Annotated in this window: 15 protein-coding genes, 1 tRNA gene and 1 pseudogene; 7 read left to right on the top strand and 10 right to left on the bottom strand. The window is 54.7% G+C overall.

All coding sequences use genetic code 11. The annotated features are described in order from the left end of the window. Positions 1-94 precede the first annotated feature (94 nt). The 5 genes from ADG72_RS01125 to aceE form a co-directional block, all read right to left on the bottom strand. Entirely contained in the window at positions 95-394 is a 300-nt protein-coding gene (locus ADG72_RS01125; protein WP_048711557.1) for a hypothetical protein, read from the bottom strand. Positions 395-404: 10 nt separating this feature from the next. Next, positions 405-1,220, bottom strand: a complete 816-nt coding sequence (locus ADG72_RS08650; RefSeq protein ID WP_157857675.1) for a hypothetical protein — start codon at positions 1,218-1,220, stop codon at positions 405-407. Next, a complete protein-coding gene (locus tag ADG72_RS08785) occupies positions 1,217-1,690 on the bottom strand; it encodes a hypothetical protein (RefSeq protein WP_239667614.1) in 474 nt (157 codons plus the stop codon). Before ADG72_RS08785 ends, ADG72_RS08650 begins: the two co-directional genes overlap by 4 nt. A gap of 91 nt (positions 1,691-1,781) precedes the next feature. Then, complete coding sequence (locus tag ADG72_RS08780) at positions 1,782-3,449, bottom strand: hypothetical protein (protein ID WP_239667613.1); 1,668 nt, start codon at positions 3,447-3,449, stop codon at positions 1,782-1,784. Between the two features lie 160 nt (positions 3,450-3,609). Further along, positions 3,610-6,342: a pyruvate dehydrogenase (acetyl-transferring), homodimeric type gene (aceE, locus tag ADG72_RS01115; protein WP_048711553.1), complete on the bottom strand. Its 2,733-nt coding sequence runs from the start codon at positions 6,340-6,342 to the stop codon at positions 3,610-3,612. Between the two features lie 279 nt (positions 6,343-6,621). Between aceE and ADG72_RS01110 the strand changes: the two genes are divergently transcribed. After that, complete coding sequence (locus ADG72_RS01110; protein WP_009748093.1) at positions 6,622-7,020, top strand: DUF3052 domain-containing protein; 399 nt, start codon at positions 6,622-6,624, stop codon at positions 7,018-7,020. Positions 7,021-7,162: 142 nt separating this feature from the next. Next, a tRNA-Val gene (locus ADG72_RS01105) sits at positions 7,163-7,236 on the top strand. Between the two features lie 62 nt (positions 7,237-7,298). On the opposite strand, the gene ADG72_RS01100 is transcribed toward ADG72_RS01105, so the two are convergent. Next, on the bottom strand, positions 7,299-8,714 hold the full coding sequence (locus ADG72_RS01100; RefSeq protein ID WP_048711550.1) for an NAD(P)/FAD-dependent oxidoreductase: 1,416 nt from the start codon (positions 8,712-8,714) through the stop codon (positions 7,299-7,301). Positions 8,715-8,816: 102 nt separating this feature from the next. Next, positions 8,817-9,824 carry a LacI family DNA-binding transcriptional regulator gene (locus ADG72_RS01095; protein ID WP_048711548.1) on the bottom strand — a complete coding sequence of 336 codons (1,008 nt, stop codon included), beginning with the start codon at positions 9,822-9,824 and terminating at the stop codon, positions 8,817-8,819. A gap of 119 nt (positions 9,825-9,943) precedes the next feature. Between ADG72_RS01095 and ADG72_RS01090 the strand changes: the two genes are divergently transcribed. The 5 genes from ADG72_RS01090 to ADG72_RS01070 all read left to right on the top strand — a co-directional run bounded on the left by ADG72_RS01090 (position 9,944) and on the right by ADG72_RS01070 (position 17,634). Beyond that, positions 9,944-12,994, top strand: a complete 3,051-nt coding sequence (locus ADG72_RS01090; RefSeq protein ID WP_048711547.1) for an alpha-mannosidase — start codon at positions 9,944-9,946, stop codon at positions 12,992-12,994. A 14-nt stretch (positions 12,995-13,008) separates the two neighbouring features. Continuing rightward, positions 13,009-14,250 carry a glycoside hydrolase 5 family protein gene (locus tag ADG72_RS01085; RefSeq protein WP_048711545.1) on the top strand — a complete coding sequence of 414 codons (1,242 nt, stop codon included), beginning with the start codon at positions 13,009-13,011 and terminating at the stop codon, positions 14,248-14,250. A gap of 41 nt (positions 14,251-14,291) precedes the next feature. Continuing rightward, positions 14,292-15,578, top strand: coding sequence for an ABC transporter substrate-binding protein (locus ADG72_RS01080; protein WP_048711543.1), 1,287 nt, complete (start codon positions 14,292-14,294; stop codon positions 15,576-15,578). A gap of 119 nt (positions 15,579-15,697) precedes the next feature. Continuing rightward, entirely contained in the window at positions 15,698-16,729 is a 1,032-nt protein-coding gene (locus ADG72_RS01075; RefSeq protein WP_048711542.1) for a carbohydrate ABC transporter permease, read from the top strand. After that, positions 16,726-17,634: a carbohydrate ABC transporter permease gene (locus tag ADG72_RS01070; protein ID WP_048711541.1), complete on the top strand. Its 909-nt coding sequence runs from the start codon at positions 16,726-16,728 to the stop codon at positions 17,632-17,634. Before ADG72_RS01075 ends, ADG72_RS01070 begins: the two co-directional genes overlap by 4 nt. A gap of 230 nt (positions 17,635-17,864) precedes the next feature. Here ADG72_RS01070 and ADG72_RS01065 read toward each other — a convergent pair whose 3' ends face one another. The 3 genes and pseudogenes from ADG72_RS01065 to ADG72_RS01055 all read right to left on the bottom strand — a co-directional run bounded on the left by ADG72_RS01065 (position 17,865) and on the right by ADG72_RS01055 (position 20,948). Next, positions 17,865-18,299 (bottom strand): hypothetical protein, encoded by a 435-nt coding sequence (locus ADG72_RS01065; RefSeq protein ID WP_048711540.1) that lies wholly within the window; start codon positions 18,297-18,299, stop codon positions 17,865-17,867. Between the two features lie 76 nt (positions 18,300-18,375). Beyond that, positions 18,376-19,363: pseudogene (locus ADG72_RS08490) on the bottom strand (ISL3 family transposase); the annotation flags it as partial. 103 nt (positions 19,364-19,466) lie between these two features. Beyond that, positions 19,467-20,948: a class I adenylate-forming enzyme family protein gene (locus ADG72_RS01055; RefSeq protein ID WP_239667612.1), complete on the bottom strand. Its 1,482-nt coding sequence runs from the start codon at positions 20,946-20,948 to the stop codon at positions 19,467-19,469. Between the last annotated feature and the right edge of the window lie 14 nt (positions 20,949-20,962).

The following is a 20,962-nucleotide window of genomic DNA, read 5'->3' as shown; positions in this document are numbered from 1 at the left end:
TTCTTTACTTAACGGGTGTCGGGCCGGTGCAAGCTGCCCGACACCCGTCTTTTAATGCGTTGATGGGTGATGCTTGTATGTCGGGATTTCGGTATTACTTGCCTTTGTTGTGACCGTAAATCTTATCTGTTTCTAACGCATGGCGGTTCTGTTCTTCTGTTTCCTGGAAGGCTTGATTGACCGCTGTTGTTGCTTGTGAGACTCCAGCGCATGCAAGTGTGAGCCCCGCGATAAGCCCGTTAATATCTTGAATAAGTTCGTCAAGATCTTCTTGGTGTTGAGCGCCGGTAGAAATTGAGGTGAGCTTGCTTTTTGAGAAGATCTCACCTGCAGCATCACACTTTTTTGCGCACTCGGCTACCTGTTCAGGGTTCCATTCGATGAAGTCATACATTTAACGGCTCCTAGTATTTAAGCGTGTGTGGCGTGAAGTTAAAGTAGGCCGCCAGTTCGCACCAGAGCAGTGTTTCGTAGCACGCCTCTAGGGGAGCGTACGGTCTGTTCTTTGCCTTTGATGGTAATGAGGTAGTAGCGGATAGATAGCTCTCAGGAACTAAAGGTGTTTCAAAGCGATAACTTGACGCTGGCGTGGAGAGTGTAGTAACGCTTGAAGTAGGAGCATAGGTCGTGGCTGTTCGCCTCCATCGTGTCCACGCTGCGTATTCCCAGAGCCCGTTTTGTATATATGACGCGAAATTGCGGTACTTATCTTGAGTGATGGAATCAGCAAGGAGCCTTTGTACTTGCTCGAAATTTGCGTGACTCATTGCGCGAATTGCTTCATCGAAAATATAGTGCGGAGCGTCATTGTCCCCTTCGCGGGTGTGTAAAGGGCTATTTGCTAGGACCACATGAGGAACTTCCTCGGTATCAACGAGATATACGTGAGTTGTGTCGCCAACGCTACGAAGGACTGTCGAGTGGTCCTTTGCTTGGAATACACATAACTTGCGTGTGGCATCGGTTGTATATGCGGGGGAGCACGAATAGACGGTAATTGGTCCGGTGCATGCGGCAATTGGCGCGAGCAGCGCCTGCGCAGTGGGTGTTAGGGAGCTTCCCGTCGATACTTCCGATAAGTGGCGCCCGGCGCGTGTTTCCACGTGTTTCCATTCTTCAAAACCATTATGGGGGTTGATGGCCACACTGATGAAAGAGGGAGCGAAGGTTGTGGGGATGACGATCGCGGGGCGATTGGGATTTGGTGTATTGGTGTTCATTGTGTGATTTCTAGGCTACTGATCATGTCTGGTAGGTCGTCGGCGATGTGGTTGATGTGGGTTGTTGTAGATGTCGCTGTGGCATAAATGCGGATATTATGTTCTGCAATTCTTTGTGTCCACGTCCATTGGATAGCGGTGTAGGACTGCTGGTCATCTATGTAGATTCCGCTTGACATGGTTGCGTCTGGACTGTGGATGGGGAATGGAACTTCTTCGATTGTTAGCCATCCTGGGATTGCGTCTTCCAGGGGAATGGGATTTTGGCCGGTCGGATCCATTGTGATGATGAGGTTAGGTCGGAACCCTGTGGTTCTTTCGGGGATGCTGACAGCGATGAAGAGTGAGTTTTTGAGGTTGTTGAGTGTCGTCGATGTATGGGGGAGATGAGGGATGAGGGGGGAATTGGGGTTATTGAGATCGAGTGCTCGCCATGTCTCGGGTAGTTCCATGCTTGTTTGGATGGTCACGGTTTCACCTCCAAGGGTGTACGAGCAATAAATGGTTTGGTGAGGGGTCGGGGGGATGATCTTTCCGTTTTCGTCAATAAAGCCGTGGCGTTTATGCCACTGCCATTGTTGGTCCACTAGGTGTGGAATTGGAATCGGCAATAAAAAGACGATGCTGAGCATGAGGAAGAAAGGAATACTTCCAGCAAAAACCGATTGGATGGGCTGTGGCAGAGCGATCTTTATAGAAAACAGCAAGAGAGAACCTGAGATCATGCAAAGCATCCACAACGGAATGGCAATTTCGTTGACGCGCCGTGGTACATTCTCCTTGCTGTATGCCCGCCAAAACTGGGCCAATGGGGTGTCCGTATATGTCTCGATGTACCAGACGTACAGTCCCAAACAGCCAAAAGGAAAACCTAAAGCAGTAAAAAGAATGCTTGAATCCATAATTTTCCCTAAGAGGACGCGCGTGACTGTTGAAAAATGTTGCGCTACCGTTGCCTATGTTGCCTCCTAGCCACCCGCCTAGAAGACCACCAACTATACTTCCTGCAACAATTCCGAGAGGACCTAGCGAGGCTCCGACTGCAGCCCCAACTTTTGCGCCTAGCACTGCGCCGCCCCAGCCGCCACCAGCACTTAACGCACCTTTGATGCCGGCACGCGCGATTTTTGTCCCTTCGCCCATTCCGGGATGGTGGTAGGTATCGGATTGATAGGACTCGTAAGCAGTAATTCCGCCGCCAAGGATCGCGATTGCACCACCTCCGATCTTGCCCCCTTTTTCGATAAGAGTGACAGACTTTGGGAGTGTACTAGTGGTCACGGCTGCTTCTGCTGTGCCTGTAGCTCCAGAGCGAGGCAGGGGTTCAAGTGGAGTTTCGATGGTGATTTTTGCGTGTTTACCACGTTGCGGCTTCCAATTCTCAAATTTTCCGCGTGCAAGAAAGCGTTTTAATTTTGGCGAGTTTTTAAACTGCTCACCGGGTGAGAAGGAAGCGTGTTCAGCGTACAAATAGATGCCATGTACAGTCTTTGCGCCCTCGGAGAGTAAGCCTTGAAGATACTTTGGCATGTTGAAGGCTGCGTTATGTCCCGTTGGGGGGATGAACTTATCTTTAAAACGTTTAACCAGATCCAAGAGTAATTGTTCAATGAAGCTTGTGTCGATTTTGGCAAGGTCAGCACTAAATTCATAGTTTGCTCGCTCCATTGCAGTTTTTGCCCATGAGCATCGCTGAGCTAAAGAATCGAACAAAGACTGTAGAGATGCACGCTGGGAATCCTCTAGATGAATAAACGCGCTTTCTCCACATGTACTGACGGCTAGAGATGCCTTTTGTGCGTCAGCGGTTATCGATCGGAAGTCGTCACGGATTTTTTTCATACTCCACGCATAGGTAGATAGTGTGCTCCGCAAGGTCTTAACGAGTGTTGCGATGTCTAATGCCGAGTTTTCGATACGGCTTAAATCTCCTCGCGCCAGTGGAACGCACGCTGCTGCCTGACCTTCCATGATACGTCTAGCGGCATAAGCGTGGTTCGCTGCATTGGTAAGGTTATCAATCAAAGTTTGGAATAGGGTGTCGGCAGCAAACATTGCATCAACATTTGTTGTGAAATCCCATGAGATTGTTTCAATCCCGTTGTAGCTTGATTGGGGAGTTCCGACACAGTGTTGCTGAGGGGGGGTAATTACTGCAGATTCAGGTAACACTCTACTTACCTCCACATCGCCACTGACACGTTGCATCGCTGCTTGTACAACAGACACTACGCCAGAGACTGAAAGAGCACAAGCAGTTTCAACTTTCAGACTCTTGCTATTAATCTGTGTTGTTTTGATAGCAGAACGAAAAGTGGGTGGTGAGGTTTCGAGAACCTCACCACCCAGCACTTTGCCTGCGCTTGTTGTTACGCAGGCTTAGGAGTGTTTACTCTTCGCCAGCGTGATCTGCTCCGGAAATCGCGTAGTTGAAGAGCTGGTAGCGGTCAATTGCCTGCTGGACAACCGAAGGATCAATCTGACCACGGTCAGCCAGGGCCTTCAGAACACGAACCGTCATCGACTCGGCATCAATGTGGAACCAACGGCGAGCCGCGCGACGAGTATCAGAGAAGCCAAAGCCATCAGCACCCAAGACGTAGTAGTCACCGGGCACCCACTGACGAATCTGGTCGGGCAGAAGACGGTCAAAGTCAGAAGACGCCACGAAGGGGCCTTCGGTTCCCTGCAGCTGGCTGGAGACGAAGGGCGTGCGCTGAGGCTCGTTCGGGTGGAGGAAGTTGAACTCTTCTACGTCCAGTGCCTCGCGACGAAGCTCGGTCCACGAGGTGACCGACCAAACTGCTGCGTCGACACCCCAATCACGTGCAAGCAGCTCTCGTGCCTCGCGTGCCCACGGAACGCCGACACCGGATGCGAGCAGCTGAGCCTTCGGGCCTCCGAAGTTCGCGTGATCGTCGACCTTGTAGATGCCCTTAATAAGTCCGTTGACATCAAGGTTTTCGGGCTCTGCGGGCTGGTGAATGGGCTCGTTGTACACCGTCAGGTAGTACATGACATTCGGATCGCGTCCACCTGCGTCGCCGTACATGCGCTCAAGGCCGTCGGCCATGATGTACCGCAGCTCATAGGCATAAGCAGGATCGTACGTGATGAAGGCATGGTTGGTGGATGCCAGAACGGGGGAGTTACCATCCATGTGCTGCAGGCCTTCACCGGTGAGGGTTGTACGGCCAGCAGTTGCGCCGATAACGAAGCCCTTTGAAAGCTGATCGCCGGCAGCCCAGAACTGGTCGCCCGTGCGCTGGAACCCGAACATCGAATAGAAGATGTAGAAGGGAACCATCGGCAGGTTGTGCGTGGCGTAGGCCGTACCGACCGCCTGGAATGCCGCCGCACTACCGGCCTCGGTAATACCGGTGTGCAGAACCTGACCTTGCTCGGACTCGCGGTAGGACAGCATCATATCTGCGTCAACCGGGGTGTAGGCCTGACCCGTCGTATTGAAGATCTTCGCCGAGGGGAAGATCGCATCCAGGCCGAAGGTACGCGCCTCGTCGGGGATGATCGGAACGAAGTACTTGCCGACGTTCTTGTCCTTGATGAGGTCCTTGATCAGGCGCACCAAAGCCATGGTGGTCGCGACTTCGAGCTTGCCGGATCCCTTGGAAAGGGCCTCGAAAGGCTTCGAGGGAAGCTCAGGAAGCTTCGGCTGGTGATCGCGGCGCTCGGGAACCCAACCGCCCAGCTTCTCACGCAGTTCCTTCATGTACAGCAGAGCCGGGTGATCTGCCGGCGGCATGTAGTAAGGAGGCATGTAGGGATCGCGTTCCAGCTCTTCATCGGTGATGGGAAGCTGCAGACGATCGCGCAGAAGCTTCGCGTCTTCCACGGTGAGCTTCTTCATCTGGTGCGTCGAGTTACGACCAGCGAAGTGGCTACCCAGCGCATAGCCCTTAATGGTGTGAGCCAAGATCACGGTCGGTTGACCGGTGTGCTCGGTTGCAGCCTTGTATGCGGCGTACACCTTTCGGTAGTCGTGGCCGCCGCGCTGCAACGCCCAAATCTGATCGTCGGTCCAGTTCTGAACCATTGCCTTGGTCCGAGGATCGCGACCAAAGAAGTGCTCACGAATGTATGCGCCATCATTTGCGCCGAAGGTCTGGTAGTCGCCATCCAGAGTTTCGTTCATCAGGTGAACAAGCGCGTCATCCTTATCCGAGGCCAAGAGCTGGTCCCAACCGCGACCCCAGATGACCTTAATAACGTTCCAACCCGCACCCTTGAAGAAGGCTTCGAGTTCCTGGATGATCTTGCCATTGCCGCGAACAGGGCCATCAAGGCGCTGCAGGTTGCAGTTCACGACGAAAGTCAGGTTGTCCAGGCCCTGCTGCGCGGCAAGCTGAAGCATGCCACGAGATTCGGGCTCGTCCATTTCACCATCGCCCAAGAAGGCCCATGTGCGCTGCAATGAGGTGTCTTTAATGCCACGCAGGTGCAGGTACTTATCAAACCAAGCCTGGTAGATCGCCTCTGCTGGCCCGAGGCCAAGGGAGACGGTCGGGAACTCCCAGAAGTTGGGGAGTTGACGGGGGTGGGGGTAAGAGGGGAGTCCGTGAGGAGTGGAAACCTGCTGGCGGAATCCGTCCATCTCTTCTTCAGAGAGGCGCCCTTCAATGAATGCGCGTGCGTAGGGTCCGGGAGAGGCGTGGCCTTGGAAGAATACGTGATCACCGCCGCCCGGGTGATCCTTACCGCGGAAGAAGTGGTTGAGGCCAACCTCGTAAAGCGTTGAAACCGAGGCGTAGGAGGAGATGTGTCCACCGACCTTGATGCCCGGGCGCTGAGCCCTGGTTACCTGGACTGCTGCGTTCCAGCGGATCCAACGGCGGTACTGGCGTTCCATGGCCTCGTCGCCGGGGAAGTAAGGTTCTTGATCGACAGGAATCGTGTTGACGTAGGGGGTCGTGTATTCCTGAGGAAGTTGGATTCCCTTGCGGCGTGCCTCATCGAGCATGTGCAGCAAGATGTAGCGTGCACGTGGGCCGCCCTTTTCTTCGATCAGGCCACTCAGTGACTCGACCCATTCTGAGGTTTCTGCGGGGTCATTGTCGGGTACCTGGCTGAGTAACCCGTTGACGACGGGGTGGTTCTCGCTCACTGGATCTCGAACTCCTCTGATTAACTTAGCGGAAGCGCCTGGTGGGGCACGCCCTCGTGCTTACAGGTCTATTTTGGTACCTGCGCGTGGAAAATGCGAGTGAAAATGGGACTTCAGACCCATGATTCACGCCTCATTTGTCAAGGACAAAGATGGTGCTTTGCTGAGAAAATCACAGGAATCGAGAGAAACAAAAAATAATTGCGCTGCGTGCATTACGATTGAAGCCGTGAAAAGCGATGTAACACTGTCTGTGTCGTGGCTCGAAGGGGAACTCCGGTGAGTGTCAAGCTAGGGTTCACGAAGGGCCAGATTATTCAAGAGTTCTACGTTGACGATGATGCGGATCAAGCGCTGCGCCAACTTGCTGAAGAAGAGAGCGGTAATCAGCTTGTCGATCCCGACTACGAAGATGTCGTCGATGGAGCGATCGTTTGGTGGCGCGCGGATGATGCCGAAGAGGAAGATCTGGCGGATCTGTTGGTCGATGCCATGTCAAACCTTGATGATGGTGGCCTGATCTGGGTCTTGATTCCCAAGCCCGGACGTCCCGGAACTGTCCCGGTTTCTGATGTTGAAGAGGCTGCTCATACTGCCGGGCTCCACGCGACTTCGGCAAGTGCGCTGGCTCCTGAATGGGCCGGAATCCGTCTAACCGCACGTTCGAGAAAGCACTGAGCTTTCGCGCAATTTATTCTTGCGTAACGGTGTTGCGCTCGCTCTTTTGTAGCGTGCGCAATGCATCTCACAGCGTCTGATTCCAAGTAAATGCTGCTTGTACTCTATGCTGTACTGGTGCGTTCATTACAGAACGTGCTTTGGGCCTTTAGCTCAGTTGGCTAGAGCATCTGGTTTACACCCAGAAGGTCATCGGTTCGAGCCCGGTAGGGCCCACAGAATTGGGGTCGGAAGCCTTAAGCTTCCGACCCCAATCTTTTTGCAGAACTACGCGGCGTCTACTCAGCGTTATCTGGCTGCGAATCCTCGGCCTCGTGAACTTCTTCTTGAGCTGCCTGAACGATCTCTTCAACGACGTCTTCTCCGGCGACAAGCTTGCCGGAAACTCCGCTACCCAGCTGCTCCATCGCTAGACGCGCAACCAATTGCTGGTTTGTGGTCGTACGCTGGGGGCGTGCGCCGGACAGAAAGCTGAAGAACCAGCTCACCAGCGTGCCCACCTGCGACTTGAAGCCGACGATGTAGAGCAGGTGCAGGAAACACCAGGCCACCCACGCGACGAAGCCGGTGAGCTTCTTGTTACCCATCTTCACGACGGCCTTAAAACGCGCGATCGTCGCCATCGAGCCCTTGTCGAAGTAGGAGAACTCGGTGGCCTTGGGTGCGCGGCCCGACAGGCGGGCGGCGATCGTGTCGGCGGCGAAGCGCGCGGACTGGATCGCGCCCTGAGCGACGCCCGGCACGCCCGGGAATGCCATCATGTCACCAAGCACGAAGATCTCGGGGTGGCCTGGCAGGGTGAGATCCTTGTCGACGGTGACGCGCCCTGCGCGGTCCACCTCGGCACCCGTTGCCTCGCCCAGCGCGCGGCCCAGCGGGCTTGCGGCGACGCCGGCGGCCCATACCTTGCACACGGACTCGATCCGCTCTTCCTCGCCGGACTTGTACTTCAGTGTCACGCCCTCGGAGTCCACGTCGGTGACGAAGGCGTTCATCTTCATCTCGACGCCGAGCTTGGCCAGGGCCTCTTCGGTCTTAATACCGAGCTCCTCGCCGAACGGGGGGAGCGGATGCTCGGCGCCGTCCACCAGGATGACGCGCGCCTTGGTCGGGTCGATGTTGCGGAACTCGCCCTTGAGAGTGCGAGAGGCGAGCTCGCGGATCTGTCCGGCCATCTCAACGCCGGTCGGGCCTGCGCCCACGACGACGAAGGTCAGGAGCTTCTCGACCGCAGCCGGGTCGGTCTCGATCTCGGCCAGCTCGAAGGCGCCGAAAATACGCGCGCGCAGCTCCAGGGCGTCGTCGATCGTCTTCATGCCCGGCGCGAACACCGCGAAGTGATCGTTACCGAAGTAGGACTGGCCCGCGCCCGCCGCCACGATCAGCGTGTCATATTCGGTGCGCTCATGCTTGTTGTGGTTGCGCCACTTGACGACGCGAGCCTCGACGTCGATCTCCTCGACGAGCGCCTGCAGAACGGTCACGTTCTTCTGCTTGCGTAAGATTTCGCGCGTAGTTGGTGCGATATCACCCTCAGAGAGAATTCCGGTCGCAACCTGGTAGAGGAGAGGCTGGAAAAGATGGTGTGATGTACGGGCAAGAATGGTGATGTCGGCGTTTGCATGCTTGAGGCGACGTGCGGCAGTCAATCCTGCAAAGCCGGAACCAATGATGACAATACGATGACGAGGCATATACCTTCCTTAATTAGATAAGGGAAAGCTTACTAAAATCCCTATTGTCATCAAAGGCAGGCGTATGTGTTTTCACTCATCTCCAATTAGAGGATGAGTAGCTTATTGGGTTGACGTAGTTGAAGATCGAGCGATAAGCGTGGGTTCTTGATCGGAAACTGTGCGTGGGCTTTCGCCGTGTAGTTGCTCCAGAAGGAGTTGTGCACCCGCAAACCCAAGCGTTGCGGGATTTCGAGATATAGCAGTTACAGCGGGAGAGAACATTCCTAACATGGGGGAGTCTTCGCAGGAGCAGACCTTAATATCCTTACCGGTTTTCAGTCCCGCGTGAGTGATTGCCTGCAGGCCGCCTAAGGTCAGGATTTCGTTAGCAAAGATGATCCCGTCAGGAAGGTTGGTTGTAGCTAATAGTGCTCGTGTCGCATGAAGGGCCGAGGCCTCGGAAAACTCGTTATTCGCCGCGATAGTAATTGAGATTCCGCACTCCTGACCAAAATCGTGCAGGGTGGCAATGCGTTGCTGGATGTGTGTGAAGGATGAAGAGCCGCAGACGAATGCGATGTGTCGGCACCCTTGCTCGGCCAAGTGAAGTGCAAGAAGGCGCACCATCTGTTCATCGTCACCAATAACTGCGCCGCATTCATCAAACTTTTGCCCAATAACGACGGTCGGAAGCCCGTATTCGTTGAGTTTTGCTGGACGGGGATCGTCATCACGAGGGTCAACCACAATCGTTCCGTCGACGCGTCCTTGGGCCCACCAGTTTTCGTATGCCTTGAGTTCTTCTTCCATTGAGTGGGAAAGGTGAAGGAGAAGATCAATGCCGCTGTTGTCTAAAGCGTCTTGGATACCGGTAATGAATTCGAAGAAGAAGCGTTCTGAAGAATTATTGACACGCGGGCGTTGTAAGACCAAGCCAATTGCGTTGGAACGTGAGGAGGAAAGTGCACGTGCTGTCGCATTTGGGCGCCATCCCATCTTGGCCGCGATATCGATTATTCTTGCCCGTGTGGTAGGCGAAACGCCGGGACGATCGTTGAGGGCGAATGATACGGCTGCGCGGGAGACGCCTGCTTCTCGCGCAATATCACGGATTGTTGGACGCGCCATCGCGACACCTTCTCTGGTCGTAATCGGATTGTTACAAGTTTACCTCGTACTAAACCGGATTAGTTGTTATTCTGAACGCAGTGCCTCGAAGTAGAGGTGCTGCAGAAGACGGAGACGTGATGCACGATAATAAAGAAATCCTCATGCAGCGTGTGACACGCACATTGAAGGAACGAATCCTTCCGCGTGAGTACACGAAGATTTCTTCACTGCATGTCACTCAGTGGCGCCAGCCTTTAGAAGATGGTGTCATCTCGGAGCCAGTTCGTTTTGCACAGGCCATGAAAGCTGACTTCACTCCTTTTGAATTAGGGCAGACATGGGGCGGAGCGTGGCAGACAACGTGGTTCAAGCTCCACGGGCAAGTTCCCAGCGACTTGGAACTTTCGCAAGGTCAGCGTCTTGAGCTTCGAATCGATCTGGGATTCGAAGAACACTCTGTAGGTTTCCACGCCGAAGCACTGGTAAGGGATCCGTCGGGAAAGACTGTCAAGGCCCTGAACCCTCGAAGCCGATGGCTTCCTGTCGCACAAGAAGCCGGAAGCGACATCGACTACGTCATTGAGGCAGCGGCTAATCCCTTGCTTTTGGGCATTCCTCCCTTCCAGCCCACTCACGATGGCGACAAGCTCACGGCTTCGCACGAGGAGCTGTACCACTTCCGCCAAGCAGACCTTGTCGTCGTGAACGAAGATGTCTACGGACTGGCACTTGATATTCAAGTTCTGCACGAGATGATCGAGGCGACGCCTCACTTTGGCGATCATGAATGGGATGTCCTGCTGGGACTCAATCGTGCGCTCGATTGCCTTGATCTTGACGATGTGGTTGCAACTGCCGGCGCAGCACGTGAAGTTCTTAAGCCTTTTATGGAGGCTGCTGCTTACCCCGGAGCGCACCGAATCAGCGCTGTTGGCCATGCACACATTGACTCTGCATGGCTGTGGCCGCTGCGCGAAACACGTCGCAAGGTCAACAGGACTCTTGCCAACGTTGTCCGTCTTATCGAGGATGGTTCTTCCTTAATCTTCGCTCTCCCCGCTGCTCAGCATGTGGCTTGGCTTAAGGAAGACGACCCCGAACTTTTCGAACGCGTCCGCGAGCTCGTCGCAAAGGGCCGAATCGTTCCCGTAGGCGGAATGTGGGTCGAACCGGATGCTGTTCTTCCCGGCGGCGAGGCAATGTGCCGTCAGTTGGTTGAGGGCTTGGACTTCTTTGAAAATGAACTTGGCGCCTCGTGCCAAGAAATCTGGCTTCCTGACTCCTTCGGCTATTCTGCCGCACTTCCTCAAATCGCCCGAGAAGCCGGAATTGAACGCTTCCTGACGCAAAAGATTTCATGGAACCAGGTCAATACCTTCCCGCACCACACTCTGTTGTGGGAAGGCATTGATGGATCGCGAATCTTTACGCACTTCCCGCCGATGGACACCTACGGTGCGGAAGTTACCGGCCAAAACCTCACTCACGCCGTCGAAAACTTCAAGGACAAGGGACACGCAAGTGTTTCCCTCATGCCCTTCGGCTATGGTGACGGCGGTGGCGGCCCCACCCGTGAAATGCTTGAACGCATTGACCGCTTCCGCTCTCTCCGCGGCGCGCCTGAAGTCGTGATGGAAACTCCCAAGCAGTTCTTTGATCGGGCGCTGGAAGACGCTGACCAGATCCCGGTGTGGGTCGGTGAACTCTACCTTGAGCTGCACCGCGGTACCTTCACCTCGCAGATTGATGCGAAGCAAGGGAACCGCCGAGGCGAATCAATCCTGCGCGAGACCGAACTGTGGTGTTCCTACGCGGCGATTCAAGGCTTGATGGATTACCCCTACGAGGAGCTTCGTTCCTACTGGCGTACCCTCTTGCTCTGCCAGTTCCACGACATCCTTCCCGGAACATCTATCGCTTGGGTCTACCGCGAAGTCCGTGAGCTTCATAAGCAGATTCGTGAAGGCTGTGAAGCGCTCATTCAGAAGGCGCTCACGGTTCTTACCGCATCAAGTAAGGACGGTCAGAGCGGGGAACTGCTTGCCAATGCCTCCTCCTTCTCGCTTCATGGAACTGCACCCCTGTCGGTTGCTGCTCCTGTGGAAGAAAAGGACTCCCAGGGTGTTCACCTGCTCCAGGTTGACGATGGCTACGAAATTACGAACGCCTTCTTCAAGGCGCGTGTTTCTACAAGTGGCGAACTGACCTCGCTGCGAGAAATTGAATCTGATCGTGAATGGATCCCCGCTGGTCAAAAGGCAGGAGAATTCCATATTCATCAGGACTTCCCGAATATGTGGGACGCTTGGGATTTGGATCCCTTCTACCGCAACTCCCTGCGTGTTGTCACTGACCGTTCAGTGTCCAATGTCGTCGTTGAACATGATCGGGTAGAGATTCATTCCACCGCGCGTATTGATTCTTCCAGCATGGAGCTGGTCTGGATTTTCACCTCGGGAAGCAAAGCAATTGACTTCCATGTTGAGGCCGATTGGCACGAGCACGAAAAGCTTCTCAAGCTTTCGATCCCGGTTGAACTCCACACCGATCATGCCCAGTACGAAACGCAGATGGGCTACATTACCCGTCCGACCCATGAGAATACCTCGTGGGATGCCTACCGCTTTGAGGTTTCTGCTCACCGCTGGGTCCGCTTGGAAAATGCCTCGCGTTCGTGGGCGATCGCAAACGATGCCACCTATGGGTGGGATGTCACGCGTCACCAAAACGACAGGCGCGGTACATGGTCGCAGGTGCGCGCAACCTTGGTGAAGTCGGCTCGATTCCCCGATCCCGATCAGGATCAGGGACACCACCAGTGGAATTTCAGGATCGTTCCCGACGCCTCGGTTCTCGAGGCAGTCGCTGCCGGTCAGCAGATTAACCTGGGTGAGCGAGAGATCAACGGCGCCCCCGTCGATGCTCCTTTCAGTGTCGATGGTGCGGTCGTTGAATCTGTTGCCTTGGCTCCTGACCGCAGTGGTGACCTTGTGATCCGCCTGTACGAGGCCGAAGGTGGGCCCTCTCGCGTCACCTTCCGTGCCCCCAAGGCTGGCTCTGTTACCGCTTGCGATCTGCGTTACCGTCCGAGCGAAAGCGAACCCGAGCTCCGCGGTGGCCAGGGGGAGTGGAGCTTCGATCTGTCTGCCTTCCAGATCACTACGCTGCGGGTTTCCTTCGCGAAGTGAATAGGTGAGTCGTCATGAAGTTCGGTGTGAACTACACCCCGCGGCAGGGATGGTTCCATTCGTGGTTGGATTTTGATTCCGAGGCCGTGCGGGATGATTTCCACGCGATCCGTGCTATCGGTGCTGACCACGTGAGGATCTTCCCGCTGTGGCCGCTACTTCAACCCAATCGCAGTCTCATTCGCCCAAAGGCAATTGAAGATGTTGCAACCGTGGTTGAAATTGCGGGGGAGTGCGGTCTTGAGGTGACTGTGGACGTCCTTCAGGGACACCTCTCATCTTTTGACTTCCTGCCTTCATGGGTCACCTCTTGGCATCGACGCAATCTCTTCACTGACCCGGATGTCGTTCAAGCAGAACGCAATCTGGTCAGCGAGATGGCTCAGGCTCTGCGTGGTATCCCCGCCGCTAGTGGCTTGTCGATTGGCAATGAGTTCTTCCAATTTGCCGCATCGCGTCATCCTTTTCCTCACAAAGTAACTGAGGAAAAGGCAGGACGCTGGTTGGAGCAAATGCTCGGTACGGCCCGTGAAGAATGGCCCGAAGGTGTTCACACCCACAGTCATGATGACGATCTATGGTTTGAAAACGACCAGCCTTTTTCTCCCCAAATGGCCACGTCATTGGGAGATCTGACCACTGTCCATTCATGGATTTTTGGTCGGGTTGGTCCGCGTCTTGGTGCTCGTGCCCCGCAGCTCGTGTGGTTTGCCCGTTACCTGTGCGAACTCGCAGCTGCGTGGGCCGAGGACCCCGCGCGTGGAGTATGGCTTCAAGAAATCGGTGCGCCTGAGAACTACGTGGATCCCGAAGAGGCTCCGCAGTTCCTCACTGACACCGTAGACATTCTCATGGGAGAACGAGGCGGCGGAGTATCGCCAGGCCTCGAAGGAGTCACCTGGTGGTGCTCCCACGATGTCTCCCGTGAGCTTTCGGATTTCCCGGCACTCGAGCATTCCTTGGGACTGTTGGGACAGGATGGCAATCCAAAACCCATTGGAGAGGCCTTCCATCGTGCTGCTCAGCGTTGGGCGGATGTGCGAGCTCGCGGTGAGCAACGTTCGTCCCTCCCCCTGACTGCACAGGAGTGGACGCGCGTCGATACCGACGCTCGGCACGAATATTTCGATCGCTGGATGGAACTCGCATTAGCGGGCGATGTCCGGCGTATCGAATTGAATCGTTCTTGTTATCGCTCTTTGGGTGAGAGCAAGAACGAGGAGAAGAATATTTTCCTCTCAACGTGGGATTCCTAATTCCACAGCGTTCAACGAAAAAACCTTCGAAGGAGAAGACCATGCGTAAGACGCGCACTATCGTGACTGGTGTCGCACTTGCTGCGGCGTTCAGCCTCGCCGCTTGCACCGGCGGATCCGGTGCAAGCTCCACCTCCAGTGCTTCTAGCTCAGCAGGCGGCACTACTGAGATTTCCTTCCAGACTTGGTCACTGAAGAACGATCGTTTCACCCCCTACTTCGAACAGTTGGTGAAGGACTTCGAGGCTGAGAACCCCGACATCAAGGTCAAGTGGATTGATCAGCCCGGTGATGGCTACGAGGACAAGATCCTCCAGCAAGCTAACTCCGGTGAGCTCCCCGACGTCCTGAATCTGCCCCCGGGATTTGCATACAAGCTTGCCGACACCGGACTTCTTGTCGACCTCGACAAGGTTGAAGGTGCGAAGGTCTCCGAGTATGTCGAAAGTGCTGCGAAGTCCTACCAGTTCCCGGGCATCGAGGGCCACTATGGATACCCCTGGTACTTGGGTACCGATCTGAACTGGTACAACGTCGGCAAGATGAAGGAAGTGGGCATCGACACCTCTAAGCTTCCGACCACCCTCGAGGAACTCTTCTCGATGGCCTCAGATGTCGCTAAGGCCAGCAACGGCGAGGTCAAGATGATCTCCTCCGTTCCCGATATTGGTACCTTCTCGGCTGCTGGTATTGATATCTACAAGGACGGCAAGTTCGTCTTCAACACCGATGAAGCTGCCAAGATCATCGACCAGTTCCAGAAGGCCTACAAGGATGGCGCAATGCCCGCCGAGGCGCTGAACGCTGACTACCAGGGCAATGCAGCACTCTACAAGCAGGGCAAGAGCACCTGGACCACCGGTTCAGCTGGCTTCGCATCCGCGCTTAAGGCAGATGCTCCTTCTCTGATCGATCAGACCGAGGTTACCCCGCGCATCGGCCACGCACCGGTGTTCATCCAAGGTATCTCGGTTGCGAAGAACTCTAAGAACCAGGCCGCTGCCGTGAAGTTCGCGCAGTACGTGACCAATACGAAGAACCAGGTTGAGTTCGTCAAGATCGCTCAGGGCTTCTTCCCCGGAACCAAGGCCGGTAACGAGAAGCCCGAGGCTTTCACCTCTGTTGTCTCTCTTGACCTGCAGAAGAAGGCTACTGAGCTGGCCGCAAAGGAACTGCCCAACACCGTTGAACAGTCTCCGCTGCAGTTCACCGACGAGATGGGTACCTACGTCAAGCAGCAGCTTGCTCTTGCTGTGAAGGGTGAAATCTCCTCGAAGGACGCCCTTGAAAAGGCAGTCAAGTACTGCAACGACAACCTGGCAAAGTGATTCTCTGATCACTTGGTGGTGTTGGGAGCTAGCTTCTCCCAACACCACCGTCCCCGCCGCTCTTGTTATCAGTGGCGGCACTGTGTACCGACTTCCTTTGGGATAAGGAGGAACAACACATGAAATCCCATTCGAGGCTAACTCCCTATCTTCTGCTTGCGCCGGCAGTCATTTGGGTCTTGGTATTTTCCATCTGGCCCTTCTTGAACACCGTTGTTCTTGCATTTACTGATGCGCGCCCGCTCAAGCCTGCCAAATTTATTGGGCTGACGAATTTTGTCACTCTCTTTAGTGATGAGCGCTTTGGTTACGCTCTGACGACTTCACTGGTTTACGTTCTGGTCTGTGTCCCCCTACTGACTTTCCTGCCCCTTCTTCTTGCGCTACTGGTTGAGAAGAAGGTTCCCGGAATTTCTATTTTCCGGACGAGCTATTACTTCCCGGTCATCGCCTCGGTCGTGGTGGTCGGTATCATCTGGTCCTGGCTGTTTGACTCGAAGGGTCTTATTAACCAATCGCTTCAATTCGTCGGAATGACGGACCACTCGATTAACTTCCTCGTTGATCGCTGGCTCATTCTTCTGTCGTCAACGTCGCTGACAGTGTGGAAGGGCCTCGGCTACTACATGGTCGTGTATCTTGCGGCTCTTGCCGGCGTGAATAAGGAACTACACGAGGCTGCCGCACTGGATGGTGCGGGTGCATGGCGTCGTTTCTGGACCGTGACCGTCCCTGCCGTCAAGCCAGCAATGTTGCTGATCTCAGCGCTCATTACGGTCTCGGCAATGCGAATCTTCTCTGAGATTTACGTGCTGACCAATGGATCTGGTGGGCCAGGCGGTCAAGCTCAGTCAATTGTGATGTTGATTCAAGCAACCGGAAAGGGACTCCGCGGAAATCTTGGCTATGCTTCCGCACTGTCGGTAGCTCTCTTCTTCCTGACTATTGGTCCTCTCTTGCTGGTTGCGTGGATTAATCAGGGACCTGAAATCCGTGCTGCTCTTCGCCTGCGAAAGAAGTCCAAGGCGGCACAGAAGGCTCATGAATTAAGGCTTAAGGAACAATCATCTCTGAAGGAGACGAATGTTCACGTTGGACGCGAAGAACTTGCCGAGGCATGCGCATCAAACACGGAGGGGATCAGGCAATGAGTACCGCAACCGTGAATACTCGAAGTGAAACCCCCAGACGTGAGCTTCCGTGGAGGCGACGTGGAGAAGCAGGTTTTGACAAGCCAACGCTTCCCGGTTTTATCGGTCGTTATCTGCTGTTACTTTTCTGTTTCGTTATCACTGTTGGCCCCTTCCTTTGGGAACTTTCAACCTCCCTCAAAGGGCCTGGGGATGATATTTATGCGTTCCCTCCCAGCCTGATCCCCAGTAACCCAACGCTGGATAATTACTCAGAGGTTTTACGCACTGTCCCCGTTATTAGCTACGCGTGGCACTCGCTTCTTGTTGGTATTGGAACAGTGCTGACAAATGTCGTCTTCTCGACCTTTGCTGGTTATGCCTTTGCACAGATGAAGTTCAGGGGCAAGGGGCTGTTCATGGCAATCATGCTGTCAACCCTGCTGCTTCCCGGTGAAGTGACGCTGACTTCTCAGTATCTCACCATTAAGTCTTTGGGCGCTGCGAACAGCCTCGTCGGGGTCTTCCTTCCGGGGGCAATTTCGGCGATGAATGTGTTGTTGATGTACACCGCAGCACGCGCCATCCCAAATTCGATTCTGGATGCAGCAGCAATTGACGGCGCAACCACATACCAGCGTCTACGCCACATCGTGTGGCCAAATGTCAAAGGTATGGCATCGGTTGTGGCGCTCATGTCCTTTATCGGTGCGTGGGATGACTTCCTGTGGCCATTGGTTGTTTTGAACGAGCCCGAAAAGTACACCTTGACGGTTGGTATGCAGTATCTTCAGTCATCATTTGGTACAGACCAACGCGTCGTTGCGGCTGGAACAATGATTGCTTTGATCCCCTTGATCATTCTCTTTGCCTTTGCACAGAAGTACTTCTTCAAGGGAGTTGAGGCAGGAGGCGTCAAGGGCTAAGTATCGGCCAGTGAGTGATCGCTTTATGGGCTCTTCAGAGTTGAGTGTGGGTGCCAAACAAGAAGGGAACGCAGCTACCGAGTTCGAGGATAATACGACATGGAGTGACGCAATATTTCGTGATCCGCTTGCATCTGAAGCTCCGGATTCAGACGTGATAACCGCCTGCTGCAAAGCGCTAGCTAGCTTCATCTTTAGCCGCTAACTACTGCACCTTTGTTGTGGCGACTTTAATCTTTATTAAGGTCGCCAATCTTTGTTAAGGTCGCCACAACAGTCACAACAAAAGGAACTACAGTTACAATAATGGCCGAAAAAGTGAAATACTGGTTCTCCCAAAAGGCGAAGTACGCTAATCGGCTGATTGGAATACATAAAAACAGTATCACGCCAGCTACAATCAAGGCAGGAAGGTTCCGCCTTGATAAGTCTTCTTGTCTGATGCTCATTGCTGCCAGTACCGGGGCTAGGATGAAATACATAAGTATAGGAAACCCGAGCTGAATCATCCTTTCTGTCGATCCAGCAGGGAAATGTAGCAGCCGCAGCGGAATCGTTGACACCAGTACAAGAATTATATAAACCAGGCTGGGCCTTAAAGCGATAGGCACCCTTCCGAGGGTTGCTTTGATGCCAATGATGCTGCTTTTAATTAATAAAATCACGTTTTTCTTCCTTCACCTGGCTCCCTTGTCTTTCATTACGAAAGTTTATTGCTTACGGTAGTAGATTTCCGGCTCTTCAGAGTTGAGTGTGGGTGGAGGCGTCTAAGCCTCCTGCGATGAGGAGCATTCGGAGTTTGTAGTTGGTGGGGTTGCGGTAGCCTCTGGCGGTGCGTCTGCCTAGTTCGATAATGTCCGTTGATGGCTTCGGTGGGGCCGTTGCTGGCTCCGCCTGTGTCGAGGTAGGCCAAGAAGGCGTCCTTCCACTTGCGTAGGGTCCGGCCCAGGCGAGTGATTTCGGGGATGGGCCACGTTGGTAGGTGTTCAATGAGGTGTGTGGCCAGGCGTTGGCCTTGGACGGGTGTGGCTTGGTGGAAGACCTCGCGCACTTGCCCGGTGAAGGTAGGCGACTTCGACACTGATATGCGCTTCATCTGCCGTGAAGGCTGCGCGGAGTCGTTCTTGTTGACGCTTCGTGAGCCGATCATGCGAGGCGCGCAGGAGAAGCCGGATCTGATAGAGGGGATCACCCTTGCGCCCGCGGTGACCGGTCGTGTCTTCCTGGACGCGGCGACGCACCTCACCTGGGGCGTCGCCAGCGAGCTTGAGGATGTGAAAGGCATCGAGCACGCTGGTTGCGTCTTGGAGTTGATCGTCGATGGCGTTCTTATATCCCTGGAAGGGATCCAGCGTCGCGATCTGGATACCGGAGCGAAACTGTTCGCCGCGCTCGGCCAGCCAGTTCTTGTACACGGTGCCAGACCTTCCTGGGATCAGGTCCAACAGGCGGGCCGTGGGATGATCCTTCCCGCGTGTCAGGTCCACGATACCGGTGAGTTCACGTGGGCCCCGGCGGCTTCGGTCCTGGTGGTGCCACACGTGCTCATCGACTCCCAGTACCTGCACACCCCTGTGAAACGGGTGGGGTCATCAGATGCGGATTGCAGACACGGCTTGATATGGGACCACACGGTGTTCCACGTAGTTGCCAGTTGTCGAGCCAATCCTGCAATGGCGGCTCCCTCGAAACGTAACTGACGGATCGCCCAGCGAATCGCCCGCAACCCCCGACCAACACCCGGTCACCCACACTCAACTCTGAAGAGCCGCTTTATGCGTTGTGGGGTGCAGACATCCGTCTGCACCCCACATTTTCTCTACACGTAGCTTTTATTCAAATAACCGCGATACCTTGGAAATATCGACTTTCCCAGTTGTCGTTTGGGGGAGCACATCAACCCAGACAATGCTCCGGGGATGCTGCCAAGGCGCCAAGGCCTCGTTTAACTCTTGACGTAATTCGCGCAATGACGGGCGCTGATCAGAAGCGGGGATTAAGGCTGCTGCAACGATCTGTCCCCAGATTTCATTCTTCAGTCCGAGCACGCAGCAGTCAGCAACTGATTCAAGAGTGCGAAGAGCTTCTTCAACGCGAATGGGGGAGACGAGCTCACCGCCGGTGTTAATAACTCGTGATGCGCGACCAAGGATGTGGAGGCACATGTCTGAATCAAAAACACCAATATCTGAGGTTGAAAACCACTCATCCGGGTGGCGTGGCTCGTCACCCCAGTAGCATGCTGCCACCCCGGGACCGCGCACTTCAATGGAGCCGCTGTGCCCGGCCTCGTCAATGGGGTTTCCTTGAGGATCAACCAGACGCAACTCAATGTAGGGGAAGGAATAGCCGATGGCTCCGGGATGATGCTGCCAGGCCTCGGGGCTAAGAAAAGTTCCAGCTCCGCCAAGCTCTGTCATCCCCCAAACATGAATAGGGGAAAGCGCGGCCTCGCGCATCTTCGAATACAGTGATTCGCCCATTGCATCGCCGCCTACTAGGGGGTGTGTCCATGAGCTTAAATCCACGTTATTTTCATAAGCTGCGTTCAGCAGCATGTGGCACATAGCGGGTACGACAAACATGATCGAAATCCGCCATTTCTCAATACCTCGTACCACTGAGAGCGGCTGGAAAGAGGAAAAAACAACTACGGTTCCACCGTGAGTGAAGATATCCATTGAGGTTCCGTTGAAACCCCCGATATGTGACAGCGGTGCGACGACTCCGCAGATTGCAGAGCCAGGTGAGTACTCGAAACCATCCCTAAAGCACTGAGATGCCCACCATAGATTTGCGTGGCTGAGCTGAGCTGCGCGCATTTTCCCTGAGGTGCCGGAGGTGAAAACCAAAGCGGCAGTCTGCTCGTAGCATGTCAAAGGCTCCCATCCGGCGGGGATTTGATTGGCGGTCTCTGATGCACGTTCTTCAATGAGGGAGAGAGGAAGCGCCGAAACGCCATCAACGGGATGCCCGTCGGTGCTGATGATCAGTGCGGGGGAGACGAGCTCGTAAATTTCTTGCCGTTGCTTGTCGGGAAGCAACGGTGAGAGGGGAACAGTGACCGCATGGATCCACGATGCTGCTGCGTGAACAATGAAGTGCCAGATGCTATTTGGAGCGCACACAACAATGCGGTCTTCGCTCCGAATTCCTAGGGAATGGAAATACCATGCGAGTCCGCGGGTTAGCCTCGCGCTTTCTTCAACCGACAGGCTGCGTCCGCTTGAAGCGTCGATCAGACTTGGGCGATCTGGACGTTGATACGCGGCAGCAAGCAATGCATGAGCGGGGGAGAGATTGGGCGTCTTCACGTCGCTCGTTTCTT

This window comes from Trueperella pyogenes (assembly GCF_001070855.1).
Lineage (GTDB): Bacteria > Actinomycetota > Actinomycetes > Actinomycetales > Actinomycetaceae > Pauljensenia > Pauljensenia pyogenes_A.
Note: the sequence above shows the minus strand (reverse complement) of the source record. Positions and strands in the feature narration are given on the sequence as shown.